22 protein-coding genes are annotated in these 20,374 nt (G+C 38.0%); 2 read left to right on the top strand and 20 right to left on the bottom strand.

The genetic code is table 11. The features are described from left to right. Positions 1-5: 5 nt before the first annotated feature. Both AB4Z50_RS04885 and AB4Z50_RS04880 read right to left on the bottom strand, forming a co-directional pair. Positions 6-572 (bottom strand): thioredoxin family protein, encoded by a 567-nt coding sequence (locus AB4Z50_RS04885; protein WP_339204573.1) that lies wholly within the window; start codon positions 570-572, stop codon positions 6-8. Between the two features lie 65 nt (positions 573-637). Beyond that, entirely contained in the window at positions 638-1,246 is a 609-nt protein-coding gene (locus tag AB4Z50_RS04880) for a DedA family protein (RefSeq protein ID WP_076271826.1), read from the bottom strand. 167 nt (positions 1,247-1,413) lie between these two features. Here AB4Z50_RS04880 and AB4Z50_RS04875 point away from each other — a divergent pair, with 167 nt between their 5' ends. Next, entirely contained in the window at positions 1,414-1,860 is a 447-nt protein-coding gene (locus tag AB4Z50_RS04875; RefSeq protein WP_441876396.1) for a cupredoxin domain-containing protein, read from the top strand. A gap of 75 nt (positions 1,861-1,935) precedes the next feature. Continuing rightward, positions 1,936-2,247, top strand: a complete 312-nt coding sequence (locus AB4Z50_RS04870; RefSeq protein WP_441876393.1) for a dehydrogenase — start codon at positions 1,936-1,938, stop codon at positions 2,245-2,247. A gap of 95 nt (positions 2,248-2,342) precedes the next feature. Here AB4Z50_RS04870 and AB4Z50_RS04865 read toward each other — a convergent pair whose 3' ends face one another. From AB4Z50_RS04865 to AB4Z50_RS04780, 18 genes are all read right to left on the bottom strand, one after another. Beyond that, entirely contained in the window at positions 2,343-2,525 is a 183-nt protein-coding gene (locus AB4Z50_RS04865) for an H-type small acid-soluble spore protein (RefSeq protein ID WP_339204576.1), read from the bottom strand. Positions 2,526-2,566: 41 nt separating this feature from the next. Further along, positions 2,567-2,749, bottom strand: coding sequence for a hypothetical protein (locus AB4Z50_RS04860; protein WP_076271822.1), 183 nt, complete (start codon positions 2,747-2,749; stop codon positions 2,567-2,569). Positions 2,750-2,879: 130 nt separating this feature from the next. Then, positions 2,880-4,304 carry a cardiolipin synthase gene (gene cls / locus AB4Z50_RS04855; RefSeq protein WP_441876390.1) on the bottom strand — a complete coding sequence of 475 codons (1,425 nt, stop codon included), beginning with the start codon at positions 4,302-4,304 and terminating at the stop codon, positions 2,880-2,882. 189 nt (positions 4,305-4,493) lie between these two features. After that, complete coding sequence (locus tag AB4Z50_RS04850) at positions 4,494-5,465, bottom strand: glycosyltransferase family 2 protein (protein ID WP_441876387.1); 972 nt, start codon at positions 5,463-5,465, stop codon at positions 4,494-4,496. After that, positions 5,455-6,861 (bottom strand): undecaprenyl-phosphate glucose phosphotransferase, encoded by a 1,407-nt coding sequence (locus AB4Z50_RS04845; protein WP_441876384.1) that lies wholly within the window; start codon positions 6,859-6,861, stop codon positions 5,455-5,457. The genes AB4Z50_RS04850 and AB4Z50_RS04845 overlap by 11 nt, the downstream gene beginning before the upstream one ends. Before the next feature lie 100 nt (positions 6,862-6,961). Beyond that, positions 6,962-7,912 (bottom strand): glycosyltransferase family 2 protein, encoded by a 951-nt coding sequence (locus tag AB4Z50_RS04840; protein ID WP_441876381.1) that lies wholly within the window; start codon positions 7,910-7,912, stop codon positions 6,962-6,964. Further along, positions 7,909-8,757: a dTDP-4-dehydrorhamnose reductase gene (gene rfbD, locus AB4Z50_RS04835; protein WP_441876378.1), complete on the bottom strand. Its 849-nt coding sequence runs from the start codon at positions 8,755-8,757 to the stop codon at positions 7,909-7,911. Before rfbD ends, AB4Z50_RS04840 begins: the two co-directional genes overlap by 4 nt. A 1-nt stretch (position 8,758) precedes the next feature. After that, a complete protein-coding gene (gene rfbB, locus AB4Z50_RS04830) occupies positions 8,759-9,781 on the bottom strand; it encodes a dTDP-glucose 4,6-dehydratase (RefSeq protein WP_441876375.1) in 1,023 nt (340 codons plus the stop codon). A gap of 9 nt (positions 9,782-9,790) precedes the next feature. Continuing rightward, on the bottom strand, positions 9,791-10,348 hold the full coding sequence (rfbC, locus tag AB4Z50_RS04825) for a dTDP-4-dehydrorhamnose 3,5-epimerase (protein ID WP_441876372.1): 558 nt from the start codon (positions 10,346-10,348) through the stop codon (positions 9,791-9,793). Positions 10,349-10,364: 16 nt separating this feature from the next. Further along, a complete protein-coding gene (locus AB4Z50_RS04820) occupies positions 10,365-11,108 on the bottom strand; it encodes a sugar phosphate nucleotidyltransferase (RefSeq protein ID WP_441876369.1) in 744 nt (247 codons plus the stop codon). A gap of 17 nt (positions 11,109-11,125) precedes the next feature. Beyond that, positions 11,126-11,914 (bottom strand): glycosyltransferase family 2 protein, encoded by a 789-nt coding sequence (locus AB4Z50_RS04815; protein ID WP_441876366.1) that lies wholly within the window; start codon positions 11,912-11,914, stop codon positions 11,126-11,128. 19 nt (positions 11,915-11,933) lie between these two features. Further along, a complete protein-coding gene (locus AB4Z50_RS04810) occupies positions 11,934-12,746 on the bottom strand; it encodes a sugar phosphate isomerase/epimerase family protein (RefSeq protein WP_441876363.1) in 813 nt (270 codons plus the stop codon). Further along, the gene (locus AB4Z50_RS04805) at positions 12,743-13,513 is read right to left on the bottom strand and encodes a pyridine nucleotide transhydrogenase (RefSeq protein WP_441876360.1); all 771 of its coding nucleotides are present in this window, start codon (positions 13,511-13,513) and stop codon (positions 12,743-12,745) included. Before AB4Z50_RS04805 ends, AB4Z50_RS04810 begins: the two co-directional genes overlap by 4 nt. A gap of 2 nt (positions 13,514-13,515) precedes the next feature. Next, on the bottom strand, positions 13,516-14,508 hold the full coding sequence (locus tag AB4Z50_RS04800) for a glycosyltransferase (RefSeq protein ID WP_441876357.1): 993 nt from the start codon (positions 14,506-14,508) through the stop codon (positions 13,516-13,518). Continuing rightward, a complete protein-coding gene (locus AB4Z50_RS04795) occupies positions 14,505-15,629 on the bottom strand; it encodes an FAD-dependent oxidoreductase (protein WP_441876354.1) in 1,125 nt (374 codons plus the stop codon). The genes AB4Z50_RS04800 and AB4Z50_RS04795 overlap by 4 nt, the downstream gene beginning before the upstream one ends. 23 nt (positions 15,630-15,652) lie before the next feature. Next, on the bottom strand, positions 15,653-17,848 hold the full coding sequence (locus tag AB4Z50_RS04790; RefSeq protein WP_441876351.1) for a hypothetical protein: 2,196 nt from the start codon (positions 17,846-17,848) through the stop codon (positions 15,653-15,655). 45 nt (positions 17,849-17,893) lie between these two features. Next, a complete protein-coding gene (locus tag AB4Z50_RS04785; protein WP_441876348.1) occupies positions 17,894-18,244 on the bottom strand; it encodes a DMT family transporter in 351 nt (116 codons plus the stop codon). Positions 18,245-18,258: 14 nt separating this feature from the next. Then, a complete protein-coding gene (locus AB4Z50_RS04780; RefSeq protein WP_441876345.1) occupies positions 18,259-20,370 on the bottom strand; it encodes a DUF6020 family protein in 2,112 nt (703 codons plus the stop codon). Positions 20,371-20,374: the final 4 nt, after the last annotated feature.

The following is a 20,374-nucleotide window of genomic DNA, read 5'->3' as shown; positions in this document are numbered from 1 at the left end:
TTCGTTTAAAATGACTCCAACAAAGTGCGGAGCTCTTTCACAATAACGGATTGATATTCAGTTCCTTCTCCATAACGACGGCCAATTTCCTGTCTTGTAATCGCCAGTTTCTCTTGATAGTCAGCTGCTTCACGGTCTGGATTTTCTTTTTTGAACGCGAGCATAGCTTCCTGAACATGAGTAGGACGCGGTCCCCACTTACCTAGCACTGCTCCGCCTGTATCCGCAACAATAACGACAGGTACAGAACGGCCGCCAAGTGTCAAAAATTGATCCATCGTGTCGAGATGCTCTTCCATAATGAGCACGTCAATCGGCACGCCGCTGTTCTCAAGCGCTTTGAACACAACAGGAATATTACGTACAACATCGCCACACCAATCAGCCATCAGTATCAATACACGAAGATCATCACGATTGTTAAGCGAATCGAAATATTCCTTGTCGCTCTCATCGGTCCATACGAACTTTTCCGACCAATCCAAAAACTGCTCTTTATTTTTGGTCATGCCGTCAATAAATTGTTGCGGGCTAATTCCTTTGCCCAGTTTATCTGCAATGCTTTTGCTCATATGAATCCCTCTTTCGTCTATTTAATGGTTGCTCATCAGAAAAAAATGCAAGGTTGACTGTTCTATTATACCGATTTGCGGCGTGAGCGTACAAATTTGAAAAGGACATAAATAATAAGGAGTGCAATTGCGATAAGAATAGCAGGCTGTACATAAGGCGCAGCTTTCTCATCGATTTTATCCCAGTTCTCGCCAAGTGATTTGCCCAGATAAATAAACAATATAGACCATGGCAGAGACGCAAGTGCAGTCAGCAATGTAAATAATCCAAAATTCATTCTTGCCATACCCGCTGGAATTGAAATAACCTGTCTCATTACCGGGACAAAACGTGCAGTGAACACGATGCCTACGCCATACTTGTTAAACCAATTTTCAGAAATATCTACATGTTTTTGTTTGATCTTTATATATTTACCGTATTTCTCGACGATCGGCCGTCCGCCATATCTGCCAATCCAATATAAAATCCAGTTTTGTCCAATTGCACCTAACGTACCGAACAACACTGCCCCCCAGAAGGAAATATCCCCTTTGTATACGAGATAACCTCCAAAGCCGAGCACAATTTCACTTGGTATAACTTCAATCAATAGTCCGATCAAAATACCAAAGTACCCTAGACTCTCTACCCATTGCAATACATTGTCCAATACTTCATGAATAAAATCCATTCCTGTTCTCAATCCGCCTTCCTGCATAAAATATGGCTTTCGCTTGCTTTTGCTGCGCTGAAGCTATTCTAACATACGATACAGACAACCTTCCACTTTTGTCATGTGCTGACAAGCCCCTGCATAGACTAGCCTTAAATGATACGAATGGATGAGGTGAGCGTTTCATGTCAAAGGTCTTTATTGTAAGTAAACGACAAATTCAACTGTTTATTGTAGTTGCAGTCCTTATCGTATTCACCGGCGTTTACTTAAGCTGGGACAGATCAAAAGAGGTAGATGGACAACCGTCAGAGCCGCGAATTTTCCAGATTGTTACGGTTGAATACAAGTCACAAACCGCTGACGGCAAAGAGCATGAAATGTATCGCTGGGATCCGGGTCAAATTGTTGTCCAAAAGGATGAACTAACTGAGCTGCATATTAGTGGTGTAAGTGGAGCAAGCCATCCCTTTGTCATTGAAGGCCTTGGCATTAAGGGAGAAGTACTAAAAGGCAAAACGACGGTTGTACGATTCACTGCCAAAAAAGAGGGGACTTATCCTATTTTATGCTTGACCCATACTGATATGCGCCACGGTGGACCAATGGTTGGATATATCACAGTAGATTAGCAGGCAAACAGCTGTAACGAGTGACCTCCTTCTCCCCGGGCGCATACATATGGGGTAGAGAGGAGTCGGTCTATAATGAAAGCTAACGCGCCAAAACATACAGCCGGCTTACCGACTGCGCGTAAAATCCGCAGAGCCTGCAGCAACGAGCTATACCGCACCGTGAAGCGCATGAAACTTTGGGTGTCCAAAGAGAAAATGGAGCAAGCTGAAAAACTTTATTTTAAAAAGGTTATTGTCAACCTGATCTGGGTTCACGAAAATAAAGACAATCGGAAGATCCAATGCGACTGGTGGGAAGAGAATGTCAGCGCTGAAATTGCCGAGTTATGGGAAGTCGATCGCAATCAGCTTTGTATCGCGTTTAGAGAAGCTTTTGGCGGTTAAGATGGTTATTGGGTAAACAAAAAAAGAGGCTTTCCCATTTATTATTGGGATTGCCTCTTTTTCTGTACAGCTGCTTGTTGCTTAGCTTGTAACGATTAACCTTCTTCCTTCAATCGGTCACAGGATACCGTCTTTGTGTTCACAGGATTGTTGCCGACCATAACGGTTGCCATCCCATTCGCCTCGTCGACATTTTCAATCCAGACCGAATCCTCATCCAGATGAACTTTAACTGTCTGTTCTGATTCGTATATTTGCTTCGCGCGTGCTACGTCCATACTGCCTACCCCTCCTTTTTTATAAGTTCATTGAACAATTGCTATCTGGATTCACGTTCCATCGTATCTGTTGTTGATTCGTCAATAAGGCCGTTTTGCAGCGTTACATTGCCGCCGCCTAATCCTTCATTTACCATTCTGTCGATATCCATAAAATAATCCTCTCGACCCTCATGCTTCGGATCTGCCGCCTCTTGTTTTTGCTCGTCGTTAGTATCTGTCATAGTTATACCCTCCCATTTGTTTTGGCGAATACGTATACCGTGTAGGCCTGATTTCGCATTCGCGGCGGTAATAACATGGTTTATCCACCTTCGAAAAATATGCCCGAAAACGCAGTCAAGCATGCATCGTTCACAGCAGCGGCGATAACATGCGCAGTAATTCTTCTGCTGCCTTTTGTCGATTCGGTCGATTCATAAAGGTCTTTTTGTCCAATTCTCGGCTATGCTTCAAATCCTCCATAAAATCCGTTTCCAGCTTCTTAATCGTCCCTTCGTCAAAAAGCACCGCGTTCAGCTCAAAATTACTTAGCAAGCTGCGCATATCTACATTTGCTGTTCCAACAGTGGCCAGCATGTGATCTACAATCATCACCTTCGAGTGAATAAATCCTTTCTCATAGCGATAAACCTTCACTCCCGCATCCAGCATCTCTTGCATATAGGATAGTGTGGCAAGCAGCACAAGCTTGGAGTCCGCAATACCCGGTATAATCAACCTCACATCCACCCCGCTGAGTGCAGCAGTTCTGAGACCCATAAGCAGGCTGGAATCAGGTATAAAATAAGGCGTCGTTATATATATCCTCGTCAAAGCCGCTGTTATCGCAGCAAACATGACTTCATCAATCTTATGAGCATGCTGTCCCGGTTTACTTGAAACCATCAGCACCCTTTCATTTCCTAGGCAATGATGAGGCGTCATATACGCTTTACCATCCAGCTCTTCTTTTGCCGCGAAGGCCCAGTCGTTCATGAACAGCTCCTGCAGGTAATAAACGGAGTCCCCTTTTAAACGTAAATGGGTATCCCGCCAGAAGCCCAGCTTAGGGTCCTTTCCTAAGTATTCATCACCGATATTGATACCTCCGATAAAACCTACGGTCCCATCTACTACAACGATTTTGCGATGATTGCGATAATTTAATTTTCTGTCAAAAAAAGCGATGCGCGGCGGTAAAAAGCAGCTTGTCCGAACTCCTGCAAGATGAAGCTCTTCGATATACTTATCACTTAAATGCAGGCTTCCTATCCCATCATATACGACTCGAACCTGCACTCCTTCTCTCGCCTTACTCGTTAACACCTGCAAAAAACGTTGGCCAATTTCATCATCTCTAATCGTGTAATAATCCATATGTATATGATGGGTCGCTCGTCTCAGCTCTCTCAATATCTCCTCATATGTGTCATCACCGTTATTCAGAACGAATGCTTCATTATTACGGGTAATCGGAAACGGAGCTAAGCCAGTAAGCATGGCAAACAGTTTCTTTTGTGTCTCAACCTGCTCATTTTTCATATCCGCTGCCTCTGTAACCTGCTGGGATAATTGATTCGCATAGCATATAGTCTCCTGCTTAAATCGTTCCATACGCCTGCGTCTGACAAAATCTTTCCCAAGCATGATATAGGCTATAAAGCCTATGAACGGGAACATAAATGTAATGAAAAGCCATGCAGTCAACTGTACCTGACGACGATGCTCCATCACAAAAACCACAGCGAGCTGAATAATATATACGATTAATATTGCCGACAGCCAAATGAACACCATAGTTAAAATAACACCTCGTTTTCTCCTTACCGTGCAGAATCTTACAAGTCCCTCTAGTTTGAACGCATGCTTACATACCTATTCTTATAAAATCTTATAACATGAAAAAAAAGCCCGCCGATTATTGCTAATCGGACGAGCTTTAGAATTTGAAGTATTGCAGATTAATGATTAAATCTGATGATTGGATTATTGCTTCATTGTCACGCCAGCATTATTATTTTCGATATGAGTAAGGATAAGGCGATGCATGCTAAGCCTTCTTGTTATAAACTGCGGCAGTAAACGGTAATTCATGCCCAGCTTATAGCCGATCAGCTTAGCTGCTGATTCAGCGATCAGCTTGGGAATCAGATGCCATTTGCCGGTTCGATTGAGCTCATTCAGCTGCAGCTTAACGAGCTTTGAGCCTGCTTTGCCAACCGCGCTGTAAGGCGTGATCCATGTATTGCATCGCATAGATATTCCATTATCGAAGTAACGCTTGAATTGCTGCTTTATCGAATAGTCATGCGAATGAAACACTAGAGCCTCTGCGCAGTAAGCAACCTTATAGCCAGTCAATATGCATTTGGCAGCCATAAACAAGTCTTCATTAAAGATGACAGGCTCCTGAAATCGTCCCATCGTCTCAAACGTCTCACGCCAAATCGCTGAACATACGTTGGAGCAAAAAAATGTTTTAATCCCAAGCTCTTCAATATCCTCATATGCTTTCAATTGCGACTGTGCCGGATAGTTATGTTCCCTTGCCAGTCGTTCCAGCACATTAGCTTCTGGTCTGGGCAGCTGCCTTGCATAGGCATACGCCACATTATTTCCAGATAAAAGTGGGCGAGTCAGCTCTTCAATGAGCTTATCGTTGCAAGGAAGGGCATCCTGCGTCATAAAAAGCAAAATATCGCCGCGTGCTTGCATCGCTGCAACGTTGCGCGTACCACCGTGATCGAAGTCACGGCGTTCAACGCGCATCACTTGGGCGCCAGCCTTGAGCGCTCGCTCCTGCGTTCCGTCGTCCGAGCAGGAATCCATGATGATGATTTCAAAGGGAGGAAGCGACTGATGCTTCAATCGCTCTAATAGCTCTTCCAGCTCTGGCCCTGCATTTAATGTAGGAATAATAATCGATACTCGGCATGCTGAATCGCTGTTAGTAAGCATTTTTGTTAATCAAGCCCTTCAGTACCGTTTTGAAAATAATTTTGATATCAAAGAAAAAAGTCCAGTTTTCAATATAAAAAATATCAAACATAATACGGTCTTGTATGGAAGTGTCGCCTCTTAAGCCATTGGTTTGTGCCCAGCCTGTTATTCCAGGTCTAATCTGATGCTTAACCATATATTTTGGAATTTCCTCTTTGAACTGATTCACGAAATAGGGACGTTCTGGCCGCGGACCAACCACGCTCATATGGCCGAGCAGAACATTAAAAAACTGCGGCAGCTCATCCAGACTTGTGCGACGAAGGAAGCTGCCAAACTTGGTGCGCCTTGGATCGTTCTCTACCGTCCACTGTGTATCTGATACTTTATCCGTTGATACACGCATCGAGCGGAATTTAAACATATGGAACGTTTTGCGATCGAGTCCCATCCGCTCCTGCTTAAACAATACGGGTCCAGGCGATGTCAGCTTAAGCCCTATGACAGCGAACAACATGATTGGAGACGTTATAACAATCGCTACTAATGAGAAGGCGATATCAAACCAGCGCTTTAATATCCGATTGCTCAGCTCATCGAGCGGAATATCCCTTACATTAATAAGCGGGATGCCCGCAAAATTATCAAAAAATGGCCGAGCCGGCAGCAGATCAAAGAAATCAGGAATAATTAGCGTCTTGACGCCCGTCCGTTCACACATTTCAATAATTTCCGCATACTTCGCATGCGCTTCAAGCGGCAGTGCAATGATGACTTCATCAATAGGCATCATATCGAGCTTTTGCTTCAAAGCATCAAGCCTTCCGATAATCGGCTTCATATACTGATGCTCAGTCGCATGCTCATCTTGATAATCATCCAAAAAGCCGACTACCTCATAACCAAGATCCGGGTGTTGCTGCAGATTCGTATAGAAACTGCGTCCCACTGAACCCGCCCCAACGATAAGCACAAAACGTTTATTAAAGCCTTTGCGACGAAATGAAGCGAGGATCGATTTGACCCAATATCGGTATGACGCAATGGCGATAAAATTCATGAAAAAGAAAATGGCTAGAAATTCACGAGAGATATGTACTTCACGGGTAAAGAAGAACAAGCTAAGTAAACCTAAAAAGCTAATCGTTTGAATCTGTAAAATACGAAGCACTTCGTAGGAATAATTTTTGCGTCGTTTGGGMGAATAAAACTGAAAGTAAAAACCGATCAGCACTGCTGAAAAGGAATAAATCGTTCCCCATAGTAAATAAGTAGAGAACGCTACCGAGTTAAAGCTTGGCAGCAGACCGCTATAAAATTTAAGCCAATACGCGGCCATAAAGACGACCAATGTGCAGGATAAATCCGCCAGCATATATAATTGCGTCAAAAACCGTTGGTTTTGCCTTAGCATTCGCCGTGTTCACCCGCATTCTCTTAAATTTCGACTCTATCTGCATTGTACCAAAAATAGGATAGGAGGAGAACCCCACATTTTCCCATTTAAAATTAATTTAATGTTTAGTATGTCGTTTATGAACTGCCTTTTCCTGAATCCATTTACGCTTTTGAAGCATGTTCGGAAGCGATTTGAAAATAGTTGACCAACAGCGTAACAATCCTGGCTCACGTAAAACAATATAACCAAGCTTCACCGCTTCCGTTGCCAGAATTAACGGCCCTATTAATAGAGAGTGCCAACCGATAGGTTCATTTTTTATAAGGGTGAAAAAACGGTTCTGATAGGAATGCTGACGTACAAACAGCGGAACGTTGCTCCTGCTTCCCTTTTTCCAGCCTCGATGGTGTACTGCGTTCGCTTCAGGTATGTAATATGAGGTCCAGCCAAGCTTCTGCGCTCGCCATGCTACATCTACGTCTTCCTTATAGGCAAAAAAGCGTTCATCAAAAAATTCACCATCATATTCGATATCACGAATCATAGCCTTTCGATATACCGCTGCTGCACCAGATACGCCAAATACGGCTCTTGTTGTACTCCAGTCCGCTGCTTGGTCGCCTGCGGCTAGATCATATGCATTTCGAGTTCGTTTCATTCCAAGTCCTGCACTATCCATTACTACAATATTAGACGCAAAAACAAGCCGTCCGGTTGCACTTCCAACCTCCGGCTTTTGTTCCATAAAACCAATAATTTCTTGTAAATAATTCGGGTCTAGCGTAACATCCGGATTCAACACAAGAACATAATCGGAGGATGTCTCACGTAAAGCCTGGTTTTGGCCGCCGGCAAACCCATTATTGATCGTGTTCGCTATGAAATGGACATGCTCTGCAAAAGGCTTCACTTGATCAGCCGTTCCATCAGTTGACGCATTGTCGATGACGACAATGCGTTCAACAGGAAAGCTTTGTTTTAAAACAGCTTGCAAACAGTTCTGAATGTCTTTCGCACTGTTATAAGTTACTATACAAACGCTTACTGTTGGCATTGCATATATCACTCACTGTCTTTGAGATAGTGGTTAAGCGCTTCTCTCCACGGCCGCAGCATGTTGAGCCCATTACTGCGGATAGCAGTATGATCCATAACTGAATATGCTGGTCTCGGTGCTGGTCGCGGAAAATCTGCTGTCGTACAAGGCTCAACAAGAATAGTTGTGCCGCTGTCTTCAAATATAGCATTTGCGAACTCAAACCAAGAGCAAACTCCGCTATTGGATGCATGATAAATACCATAATAATCAGTTTGCACTAGCTCAAGCAAAAAAGCTGCAAGATCATAGGTGTAGGTAGGCGAACCGAGTTGATCTGCAACTACTTTAAGCTTATCTCGCTCTCCAGCCATTTTCAGCATCGTCTTCACAAAGTTATTGCCATACTTCCCGTACACCCATGAGGTCCGAACAATATAGAAGCGATCATGTAGTGTCTGTACTGCTTGTTCGCCAGCATATTTCGATTTACCATATACCGTTTGAGGATTAATCTGATCATATTCATTGTAAGGAACAGTGCTGCTTCCATCAAAAACATAATCGGTGCTTATATAACAAAGCTTTGCACCGATCTCACGAGCAGCTACCGCAACATTGCGTGTTGCAGCTGCATTCACACGGAAAGCCTCGTCCGGCTCGGACTCGGCTTTATCTACAGCAGTATAGGCGGCGCAGTGTATGACAACATCAGGACGATGCAGTGCAAATAAATTCCGGCAGGCTGGGAGACTCGTAATATCAAGCTCACTACGGCTTAATCCAATAATTTCAGCTGTATCCGTCGTCCATTGCGACAATTCTCGGCCTAGCTGCCCATTCGCACCAGTAACTACGATTTTTAAAGTAGCCATATTATTCTTTCGCCTCCAGGCGATCTTTGTACTGAGTGTCATAATATTGTTGATAAGAGCCGGATGCAACCTGCTCCATCCACTCTGTATTGCTGAGGTACCATCGAATCGTTTCCTTGATTCCGTCCTCATAGTTAAATTTCGGCTGCCAGCCTAATTCATTACGAATCTTGTCAGCATCAATTGCATATCTGCGATCATGGCCAAGACGATCCTTCACATAGGAGATCAGCGACTCAGGCTTGCCAAGCTCTTCAAGAATCGTGCGAACAACCTGCAGGTTGTTCCGCTCGTTACGTCCACCAACGTTGTATACTTCACCATTAACACCTTTATGAAGTACAAGATCTATTGCGCTGCAGTGATCCTCTACATAAAGCCAATCACGGACATTGAGGCCATCCCCGTATACAGGAAGCGGCTTATCTTGAAGCGCATTCTGAATCATCAATGGAATAAGCTTCTCTGGAAACTGGTATGGACCATAGTTATTAGAACAGCGTGTTATGTTAACGTTTAGTCCGAACGTTTCATGATAAGCTCTAACGAGCAGATCCGCCCCGGCCTTGCTCGCCGAATATGGACTGTTTGGCGCAATCGGCGTATCTTCCGTGAAGAGCCCCGTCTCACCCAGCGTTCCGTACACTTCATCCGTAGAAACTTGAACGAATTTAGTTACGTTATATTGCTTTGTAAGATCAAGAAGCGTCTGAGTACCAAGAATGTTTGTCTGTACGAAAATCTCTGGATGTAAAATGCTGCGATCCACATGAGATTCTGCTGCAAAGTTAATAACAGCGTCGATGCCTTGTTGGAATAACGGCTCCAATTCTGAACGTTTAGCAATATCTGCTTTCACGAATGAATAGTTTGAATGCTGCTCAATCGATCGCAGGTTTTCAAGATTGCCTGCATAGGTGAGTGCATCAACATTAATGATTTCGTAATTTGGATAGTTTTTAATCATATACAATACAAAATTGCTGCCTATAAAGCCGGCACCGCCGGTAACTAGTAATTTCACGAGTCTAACTCACCCTTCATATACAAAGTTGATTTCCGCATCGGCAAGCACCGGATGCTTGCCATCCTTATCCGATAAAATCGGAGTAGATGTCGGCCAGTCGATTGCTAGTGCCGGATCGTTCCAGGCGATGCCACGATCGTGTTCGGGGGAATAGAGGGCATCAACTTTGTATTGAACTTCACAATTGTGAGTTAGAGTGCAAAAACCATGAGCGAATCCTTGTGGAACCAAAAGTTGAAGTTTATTGTCTGCAGTTAATTCAAAGCCTTGCCATTGTCCAAAAGTAGGTGAGCCCTGTCTTATATCGATGACAACATCATAGATCCTACCCGCAGAAACTCTAACAAGCTTTGTTTGTGCCTTTGGTCCAAGCTGATAATGCATACCTCTTAGAACATGCAATTCTACTGAAAGGGAATGATTATCTTGGATAAAGTCATAATTAAGCCCAAGCTCAGCAAATGTTCTAGCATTATAGCTCTCCATGAAGAATCCACGATGATCACCAAACACTGCGGGTTCTAGCAATTTCACTCCAGGAAGATTAGTCTCTCTTACTATCAATATCAATCACCGCCTATTACAATTTGAATCTTCCAAATTCGTCACCGTAAATGAGGTCCTTTGAAAGTTCATTCGCCTTGCTATATGATGCATGAGTCCCTGCGTCCGTCCACCAGTTACTTAATACATCATATGACAGCTCATTGGAAATGATATAGGCATTGTTAACATCAGTAATCTCTAATTCTCCCCGGTTCGACGGCTTTAAGGAACGAATAATATCAAATACACGGTTATCGTACATATATATTCCGGTTACAGCATAATTACTTTTAGGGTTCTTGGGTTTCTCCTCAATCGATACAATCTTTTCTCCTGCAAGCTCCGGCACACCATACCGCTGTGGATCTGGCACCTCTTGTATGAGAATTTTTGCTCCAGACTGTTGTTCTTCAAACCCTTCAACAAATGATACGATTGAATTACTAAAGACATTATCTCCTAGTATGACAACCATTCGATCATTGTTGACGAATCGTTCTGCCATACCTAACGCCTGTGCTATCCCACCTGCTTCATCTTGAACCTTATAAGTAAAAGAAAGCCCAAACTCTTTACCACTTCCTAAAAGGTTCACAACATCACCCATATGTTCTTTCCCTGTTACTATAAGTATGTCTTCAATAGCTGCTTCTTTTAACTTAGCTATTGCGTGGAAGATCATAGGGTAACGTCCTACTGGAAGTAAGTGCTTGTTTGTTACTTTCGTTAAAGGGAATAGGCGTGAACCAGTTCCACCTGCAAGGATAATTCCTTTCAATTATTCCCCTCCCTATTCTATTGTTCAACATCGTATTTTCTTAACAAGAGATTACCTAGGGTCCGTAACAATAACATATTCCCTTTTATTGGACTAATTTTTGTTGGGATTTTACCTTTCGGATATACTCTGCTAACTGGTATTTCAATGACTTTCATTCCAATTTTAGGAGATATGTATGATAAAAAAGCTAGAAGTTCATAAGTTTCAAAGATTTCTCTAAAAGGTTTGACTCTTTGATCTAAAAGAAGCTTCCTTGAATGTCCTCTAAATCCATTTGTTGTATCTGTATATTTAAACCCTGAAATAAGTGATAGATAAGGAGCGTGAATTAATTTTATCGCTAGTTTTCTACTAAGTGGAGTGTTTACCTCACTCCCTCCAGGAACATACCTTGAACCTTGAATAAAGTCATAGCCTTTTTTTAATTGTTCGATAAACAACGGTATTGAATCAATACTATCTTTGTTATTGCCATCTACAGTAATAATCCCTTCGTAGCCTTGATCCAAAGCATATGCAAATCCCATTCTTAATTGAGCACTTAATTTCCCTTTATCTCTCTTTGTTAGGATTGATCTAATTCCGTTACTTATCAGGAAGTCATCTTCTAAAGAACCATCTGTACTTCCTCCGTCTAAAATAATAACATCTATTATATTCGTAAAAGATTTTATTTTAGTTAGTTGTTTCTGAATCTTTTCTCCTTCGTTAATGACAGGGATACATACACAATATGAGTTTTTTCTATTTGAAAATTCTTTCACATCGTGTTTAGGAACTATCCAATCTGACCGATTCGCCATTACTTACAAATCCTCACCCTCATATTTGAGTATAGTGTCTATTTACATATTCCAATGCTTGTAATAAAGCCTCGCTATTGTCTCTAAGAATACCGTTTTTCATTTCAATAGACACCCATCCCTGATAGTTGTAATCATGTAGGACTTCTGCAATGGCTTCATGTCCTTGATTATAACTCCCTGGTATATTAAGAAAAGGATCACTGATGTGAAAGTGTCCCGAATAGGGAAGACACTCTGGAATTAATAGTTCTGGTTTTTCCTCATTTAACAACATTGTACCTGTATCTAAATGAAGCTTCACTCCATCACTTTTTACATTTTTAACAAAATCTAATCCTTCTAAAGTTGTTGTTATAAAATCGCAACCGTATTTTACAGGATTAGGTTCAATACAAAGATGTACGCCTAGCTGAGTCGCCCGTTCTCCCAATAATCTAAAAAAATCGATAGCTTCTCCATATCTCTCTTCACGATCAGAACCGCCAATAAGACGATTCTTTGGAGATCCAAACACTACAGCTTTTATTCCTAACTTACTTGCTAGAGTTAAAATAGATACTAAATAATTCATTGTCTCTTTCTTTACATCACCAAAAATGGACAACTGATTTTTGTTAAACAATAAAGATTGCATTGCAATGGGAGTAAATCCTTGATTTACCCAAAATTCTTTATAATTTGCTATTTCAGTTTCTTTCGCTGTTGCCGGTTCATCCCAATGCTTTGTTGGAGCAATTTCAATACCTTTAACTCCAAATTTCTTAAGTAATGGAATCATTTTATCGTTTTCATGAGAGTCCCAAGCTATATTGGATATCGCTAGTTTCATTCTATTCCCCTTTCATTTGCAACAAATTGTTCTATTTGTAAAAAAACCTCTTCCTTAGTACTTAAATATGGTCCTGATTGTCCAAATAAACCTGCATACTTACTTCGCATATCATAATTAACAGGTGCTTTACCGTTATCATTTGTGTATACACTTTTAAAACAATTTTGAGCGATCTCTTCCGCTGACACCGGTTCTGTTGCAAAATTGATGATTGGACGATCATTACTTATAACAATACTCAAATCTTTCCACAATCGTGACATATCATAGAATTGAAACACACTTTTATAATGAGTCAAATGCAGACAATTATCATGAATCAAATCATAAATAAAATTTTTCTTAAGCCCATTCCCAAAAAGCCCTGGTAAACGAATAATACTACTTCCTTCAAATTTGTCTTGTACAAAATTCTCTAAGACAAAACGATGTTTACCATATGGCTCCAACGTTTCTTCAAATATCTTTGTATCTTCATCAACTGAAAGTGGTCTTTGATATACATCTACTGTAGATATTAATACAAACTTATTGGCTGTTATTGTATTTAAATGTGACATTAACCCTTTAAGATTAGCAAGATCTTCTTCTGGCTGCTGATTTGCCTTCCACTTTACAGCCGGAGCACCTGCACAAACAACAAGATCATAATTCTTCCCTCTAATCTCATCGATATTCTTAGAATTATAACAATCATCAAATGTTGTTTGTGATAAAAGAGTTGTGCCTACAAAACCTGTAAATCCAATAAGTGCTGTTTTCATAATTACCCCTCCTGTTTAGATACTGCTACCTCAAGTTCACTGTTATTAAAATCCACGTTTCTTATTTTCGATTTAATTACTTCTGTTGAGTTAGTCGTATACGCTGGCCGATCTTGTATCTCTATCAGAATTCTTGATATGTATTCTCCTAGCATCCCAACAATAAAAAACAGCCCTGCAAACCCTGCACTTATTAAAATCATTAATGTAGTCCATCCTTGTACTACATATGCGTTGAATATGTAGTTATACAAGGCATAGCCCCCCATAAACATACTAAATACAAAGAAGATTATAGATAAATAATGAGCAAACTTAAGACCTAAATTCGAAAAAGAGACAATAATATCAAATGCTGTACCTATATTTTCACTATTAAACTTTTTAACTTGAGCAGCAACATTATTATTCGGTGCATAAAGAATACTTTTCTTGGAATATCCAGTATATGAATATAACGCCTTTCTATATCGCACTTTTTCTTTTAAATTTAGCATAGCATTTAGTGCTCTTCTTGAGACCAGACGTGCAGTTTCTGTGGTAAGGTCAAGATTCAAATAAGAAATTTTATTTATTAATTTATAAAACATCTTTGATGTCCAGGATGGATTTAAGGAAGGTGTTAGCACAACAATGTCTGATCCTTTTAATGCAGTTTGATACATTTCAATAATTTTTTCAAAATTGAAATCTATACTTGAGCCTTCTAATTCATAAACAAAGTCTCCCATAGATTTTATTAAACCTGCCATCATTGCCTTCTCGATACCATGTTTACGTGCAAGATTTAGTACAATGAGAGTGGACTCTATATTTTCCGAAGCAGACCTAATCTCTTGCAATGTTAAATCGTTGCTCGCGTCATTAATTACAATTATTTCATAGTTGTAGAATGTCTTACTCATGGTCTTATCAATATTAAGCAATGCTTTTTTAATTAAATCTTGTTCATTATGAACATATAACACTACAGACACAAATACCTGTTCTTTCACAGCAAGACATCCTCCAAATCATAAATTGTGTTAAACTTACCAGACAAAACAGAAATAAATGTCGGATTCTCTGATGACTTCCTTATTACAGTAGGTCTAGAATCATCAAGTTCAGCAGAGTTTAGAATAGTTTTCACAGAAAACAGCGACTTGTGATATTCGAACTGTAAATTTGGGTTTAAATACTTCTGTGTCTGCTGTTTCATACTTATCCATGCCGTTTGTGGACTCATCTCGCAATGATTACAGTTTTGTAATGACAAATGAGTACAATCTCTCCTAAAATTTTGACATGAAAACTTTGGAAATTCTGTTGGAGATGATTCATGTGGAGTATAACTGACAGAAGTTAGCGAATGATACCCCGAATGACCAAATGGCATCACTGAAAAAAAGGGACCATCCATCACAGTAATACCAATTCCATTCAATTCTGCATTGGATTTCGTTAATATTACTTCACAAAGTTCATATTTTGTTCGAAAAGTATCTAGTCCAAAAACACTTAGAATTTGATTAATACTTGCGTATGTTGCGTTTAAAACTTTTAAAGATGAAATTATTTCCTGATCATTGATAACGATACTATACATATCATTAGATTGCTCTACTTTTCTTACTTGTGTATTAAAAAACATATCGACATTTTTATATTTTTTTAGGTGCTCCATAAACCATTTTTTTATTATTACAGCATCGTATGTGTACTCTTTTGTTTCGAATGCTGCCTCAACTGTTCCGTTATTAAAATATTTACTTGCATTAATCTCATCTGCTGGAATATCAACATGCAAACAAAATTTCAAAAACTGTTCTGCATTTGTCAAAGAATCATATTTTGATATAGCATAGATTTTTTTGAATTGACTGTGAATACCAAAATTAAATTCTTTATTGAATCTCTCGTAATAATGGGCTGATTTTTCTGCTGTTGATACGCTTCTTGGATAATGATAGCCATTATGAACTCGAGCTTGGTTAATGTAACTAGCCCTCTGTAATGGTTCTGCATCCATCTCTAATAAGGCAACTTTTAACCCTCGCTCTCCTAGCAACTTTGCAGCATATAATCCATATATTCCGGCTCCTATTATGGCAAAATCATATTTATTTTTATTCATAATAACCCCTTAAAATTAATAATTTACTTATTTGGAATAAAAATTTGTTTGGTCTTATCAGACAAAAGTATCTCTCTGAATTTAACTTTTGAAACTACAAGCCTTCCACCCGGTAATAAAGAACTAGTCTTGAAGCTTAATTTTGGTGTAGTGTTTCCATCTACTAAAAGCGGAAATTTAAATTGAGTTTCGTAAGGAGGTAGAGATACCCCAAAATTATTCATACTATTCTCACGATACACTAAGTAACGAGGTAATTTAGAAAAAATCGGTATAAAATTATATGGATTTTTCACTGTATAATCTATTTCAACAGTAAACAATCGTTTTTCAGCAGAGTATGGAATTGGAAGCGTAGCTTCTTCGTTTTCTAATATGCCTTCTTGAAATGAAGTTCTTACAGAACTTTTCTCCTTTTTCATCCAAAACATCCCAGTATTTACTTGCTCTATAGCTTCATAACGTAACAATAACTCTTCATAAAAATCCCAATGACTGTTCTGCAACCATTCTTCATATATGAATGATTTATTCAATGTTCTTACAAAATCGGGATTTGTTTCGATAAATGTATCAACATAATGCTGTCTTCCTTTTTTACCTAAAGCATGAATGATATAGTCAGTTTCAGGATGAAATTGATCCGTTTCGTATTCTAAGACACTCGCGTATGTGGACCATATTTTATCCCCACCACTACCTATTCTTATTTTATTTGGATGACCATCGAGAGTTGGGTTTAATGCTTCGCCATCTACTAGAATATGCATCCAATTTCCTTCTCTTGATACATTTACAATATTTCTCTCTCCGCTGAACGCAAAAGTTATTGTCTTCATATTTTGAATACGATTTAACAGAATATCTGAATAAGGAAGAAAAAATAATGGTTTATTTCTATTTATCCCATTCTCCCAATTCGCATCTGATAATGGTTCAGTTTGAATGAACGATTTATATTTATTAAACGTATTGATTAATTCAAACCAATCTTGACTATAGAAAACACCCTCAGCACTTTCGATGCCACTAGGTTGATTAGATAATGCTAGTGCTTTCAGTGAGTTTGACATAGTTGGCATTTTATCGCTAAATGAAAATAGACATAGGCAAACTATCATGACTAAAATAAATACTATTTGACCTATCTCTTTAAAAACCATCCTATACTGAGAAATGATCCAAACTATGACAATAAACTCAATTCTGATTAATGGCGTTAAGTAATGTTCAGCAAATATACCCATTATTGAGAAGGTACTTACTAAACCATATATAAGTGCAAATGAAATCGGTAAACTCTTCCTACGAATAATTAACAGTAATATAAGGCTCACTATGATTGGGACATATATTGTAGGATATAAAAAGAAGTCTTTAAATGAATCAATAAAATCGTTTGGGGGCGCTCCAAAGTACCAAAATTGATCAGATGGTAAATCTATTAATGCATATTTGATAGGTTTCCAAAAATATTGTTTTGCAACAATGAAATACAACATAAACAATGAAATTAAGAAAAACAGGGCAGTTAACGTCAGACTTTTCAATTGACTGAATAGAGTTTCTTTTTTGAAACCCAATAAATAAGAAACGCCATATCCAACAACTGACGCTAAACCATGCTCACTACCGCAAAAAAACGCCACCGCAAGCAATATTCCAACAATTCCTTCAAAGACATATTTCTTTTTCAACCACATTACTTCCGTTTTTTGATTCCAGAGAAGAAAACCCAAAATCCACAAAGGGACTGAACTTCTAACTCCTAACAAAGAATTGCCATGATATATTAAAGGGAGAAGATAATAATGCGAAAAAATAACACTAATTGCCAAAACGCCTAAAGTGATATCCCAACGTCGACATATCATCTTAAGAACAAAACCCAATGATAGTAAAAACAATATTGGTGAGACAACAAACATTGCAAATACTGATGCAAATAAATTTTCACCAAACAATTTATAAATCGGATAATGAAAAAACAAAACACCGATTCCATGAAAAAATTGAAAGTCTACTCCAGGAGTCTCACCAATGCTCATTCTCCTTAAAGGATTATAAAGTTGGAATGAACCATTAGCATAAAAACCATTAAAATTCAGCGCTTCATTATAACCAGTTATAACAACGATTCCTAATATGTAAAGTAAAAGCAAGACTCCTATTGCTCCAAATATTTTACAAGCGTAGTTTCTAATAACAAATATAGACAAAAAGTTCTCCCCCGAATAAAAGTTTCATATTTATGTTATTCCAAACTAAATAAATAAAATAATAGTCCCACCTATTAAGAATAATAACCCCAATATTTTCATGGCTGTTAATGGTTCGTTAAACAATATAACAGATATAAGAACTACTCCTACAGTAGTAAGTGCTTGGGATACTGGTGAAATCCTACTGAGTTCCCCCCTCGATAGTGCCATAATATAAAATAGGAAACTAACACCATAAAAGATAGCACCTCCCCATATCAAAGGAGATACAAAAATCTTTGTGAAAAATTCGACACTTATTGAATCCACATTAATTTGTAATACTGCTTTTTTTAGAAGAGATTGAGCTAATAAGTTAAATACTAATGCAAGAATTAACAATACATAAATCATTATATACCCCTCAATTATCTTATTTTTTCATCGGAATTACGTTGTCGCACCTTTATGAAAGAAAGTCCAAATATGATTGGTGCTATTAGTGAAACTGAATAAAAATATCTCGCGTCCTGAGCTGGTGTTGATATTAATAAGCCTGCAGCTTCAAATAACACAGGAGAAATGACTATAATTGCTTTCAGATCCTTGTTTCTATTTATAAAAATGAATCCGAACAAAATAACAATAAATACAAATATAGCTGGTCTCCAAAATAACCAGTTCGTATCTTTTTTCTCTGTAAACTCAACAATTTTTAAAATATTATTTTTAAATAAAGATGTACTATTATATTGTGTTAACCCATATTTATTAGAAATTATCCCTTTAGGGACTGTATACAAATAACCATCTGATGGTTGACTTATCCTCCATACAAGAGAAGTCATAGCTTTCCAATCATTAATTGCAATCGATGGGTTACTCATAACAAGTTTAAGCCATTTTTTTAAAAATAATATTTTGTCGTCTATTATGACTTGTGCTTTAAGGTTTGGATGAAATAATAGATAATTAGCCGAATACTTTGAATATGTGAATACGTTATCTTCCCCTTTCCAATTATTTATTGGTAAAATTTTTTCGAAATATTTTTTATCATCAGGATTTAGTTGAACATTTTCATGCAGTATTGTTCCTATTTGATGTAGTTGAAATGCAAAAGTAAAATGTGGTGGAGCAGGTACTACATTCAGCAATTGATACAATGGCCCTTTAATTATTAAGATACTGATAAATATGATAGAGAATATTAGGATATTTTTTTTAAACTGTTTAATATATAAAAACGATAATAAAATAGTAACTCCAATTACCGTAACAATCCCATTATGTCTTAATAAACCAATATTGACTATTACAAAAATAAAAGCTATTATATTTATTTTTGTATTAAACCACATATATTTAGTTTGATAAATTTTAAATAACATAAAAACGAGAATCAATGACATTATTGCGAAAGGTATATCTTTCCACAAAGTAACAGACATCATTCCATTTACAGGATTCAGGGTGTAAAAAAACAATAATGCAAAAATAATTCGTTTATCTAATCCAAACTTTTCTAGACTATATAATATACTTCCAAATGTCAATGACATAAATAAAATCTGAACTATAGACACGATAGCTGGAGACGACCAAATACTATATAAAATCCAAAGGACTAATGTATGATATGCAGGTTGCCAATTGTTAAATCCTCCACCATGTGTTTGTTCCCATTGAATTATAGAATCTTCACTCATATTAGCTGGAAAGAAAGTGAAGAAATAAATTGAATATACAACTGCGATCGGAAGAGAATAAAACAGTATTCTTTTTATACTTATGTTTCTAGTATCAGATGAAACCTTGAAATATTCTAATACTATAAAGAGTAAAAAAAACAATAATGAAAATACACTAATATCTATAAAAAAACTATATGCTTTAAGAATATAGGAAACATCAACATTATAATTGAATGTTTTGGTTACCCCTTCAGCATTGTATAAATCTACAATTTCTGAATTTCCATCAACGCTTATTCTCACTTTGCCTGACCAAGCATGATTAACAAATTCTAAACTAACATTTCCATTAACTTTTCCATCCCACTTAATTGTTTCACCACTTTGAACAGCGTACTGCACAACATTATCTTTTAATACCCAATTTTCACTGAAAGTTATATTTTCCCAATCGACTTTACTTCCATCTTTATATAGACTGTTAAACCAAACCTCAGTTCCCGAGGCCAAATCATTTTTTTCAGATAGCACAGTTACTTCAATCGAAGTTTGTTTGCCTAGAGTTGAACTTTTCATTGGTATAGTAACATGAAGAAGAATACTAAAAAATAAGCTAGATGATATTAGTATTATCATATTTTTTCTAGTCATAGTATTCACTTTAAGTAATAAGTATTTTAAAATATTAAAGCTAAAAACAATAATTATTAGAACGAATATAGCAATTATAAATAAATAACTCTCTTTCATTTTATTCTTCAAATCCGAATAGAAATGGTTATAAAAAAAAAGATTAATTACTGCCGAAATAAAAATAGTCAGTGCAATGAATGGAACCTTTCTCATAAAT

This window comes from Paenibacillus sp. 2TAB26 (assembly GCF_052115145.1).
Lineage (GTDB): Bacteria > Bacillota > Bacilli > Paenibacillales > Paenibacillaceae > Pristimantibacillus.
Note: the sequence above shows the minus strand (reverse complement) of the source record. Positions and strands in the feature narration are given on the sequence as shown.

Coding starts and splice junctions, on each gene's coding strand:
- AB4Z50_RS04870 (WP_441876393.1), top strand. CDS start 1,936: ATGAAAGCTAACGCGCCAAAACATACAGCCGGCTTACCGACTGCGCGT.
- AB4Z50_RS04850 (WP_441876387.1), bottom strand. CDS start 5,465: ATGCTTACTAACAGCGATTCAGCATGCCGAGTATCGATTATTATTCCT.
- AB4Z50_RS04795 (WP_441876354.1), bottom strand. CDS start 15,629: ATGAATAAAAATAAATATGATTTTGCCATAATAGGAGCCGGAATATAT.
- AB4Z50_RS04810 (WP_441876363.1), bottom strand. CDS start 12,746: ATGAAACTAGCGATATCCAATATAGCTTGGGACTCTCATGAAAACGAT.
- AB4Z50_RS04875 (WP_441876396.1), top strand. CDS start 1,414: ATGTCAAAGGTCTTTATTGTAAGTAAACGACAAATTCAACTGTTTATT.
- rfbD (WP_441876378.1), bottom strand. CDS start 8,757: ATGGCTACTTTAAAAATCGTAGTTACTGGTGCGAATGGGCAGCTAGGC.
- cls (WP_441876390.1), bottom strand. CDS start 4,304: ATGGTGTTCATTTGGCTGTCGGCAATATTAATCGTATATATTATTCAG.
- AB4Z50_RS04815 (WP_441876366.1), bottom strand. CDS start 11,914: ATGGCGAATCGGTCAGATTGGATAGTTCCTAAACACGATGTGAAAGAA.
- AB4Z50_RS04860 (WP_076271822.1), bottom strand. CDS start 2,749: ATGACAGATACTAACGACGAGCAAAAACAAGAGGCGGCAGATCCGAAG.
- AB4Z50_RS04865 (WP_339204576.1), bottom strand. CDS start 2,525: ATGGACGTAGCACGCGCGAAGCAAATATACGAATCAGAACAGACAGTT.
- AB4Z50_RS04785 (WP_441876348.1), bottom strand. CDS start 18,244: ATGATTTATGTATTGTTAATTCTTGCATTAGTATTTAACTTATTAGCT.
- AB4Z50_RS04885 (WP_339204573.1), bottom strand. CDS start 572: ATGAGCAAAAGCATTGCAGATAAACTGGGCAAAGGAATTAGCCCGCAA.
- AB4Z50_RS04880 (WP_076271826.1), bottom strand. CDS start 1,246: ATGGATTTTATTCATGAAGTATTGGACAATGTATTGCAATGGGTAGAG.
- AB4Z50_RS04805 (WP_441876360.1), bottom strand. CDS start 13,513: ATGAAAACAGCACTTATTGGATTTACAGGTTTTGTAGGCACAACTCTT.
- AB4Z50_RS04780 (WP_441876345.1), bottom strand. CDS start 20,370: ATGAGAAAGGTTCCATTCATTGCACTGACTATTTTTATTTCGGCAGTA.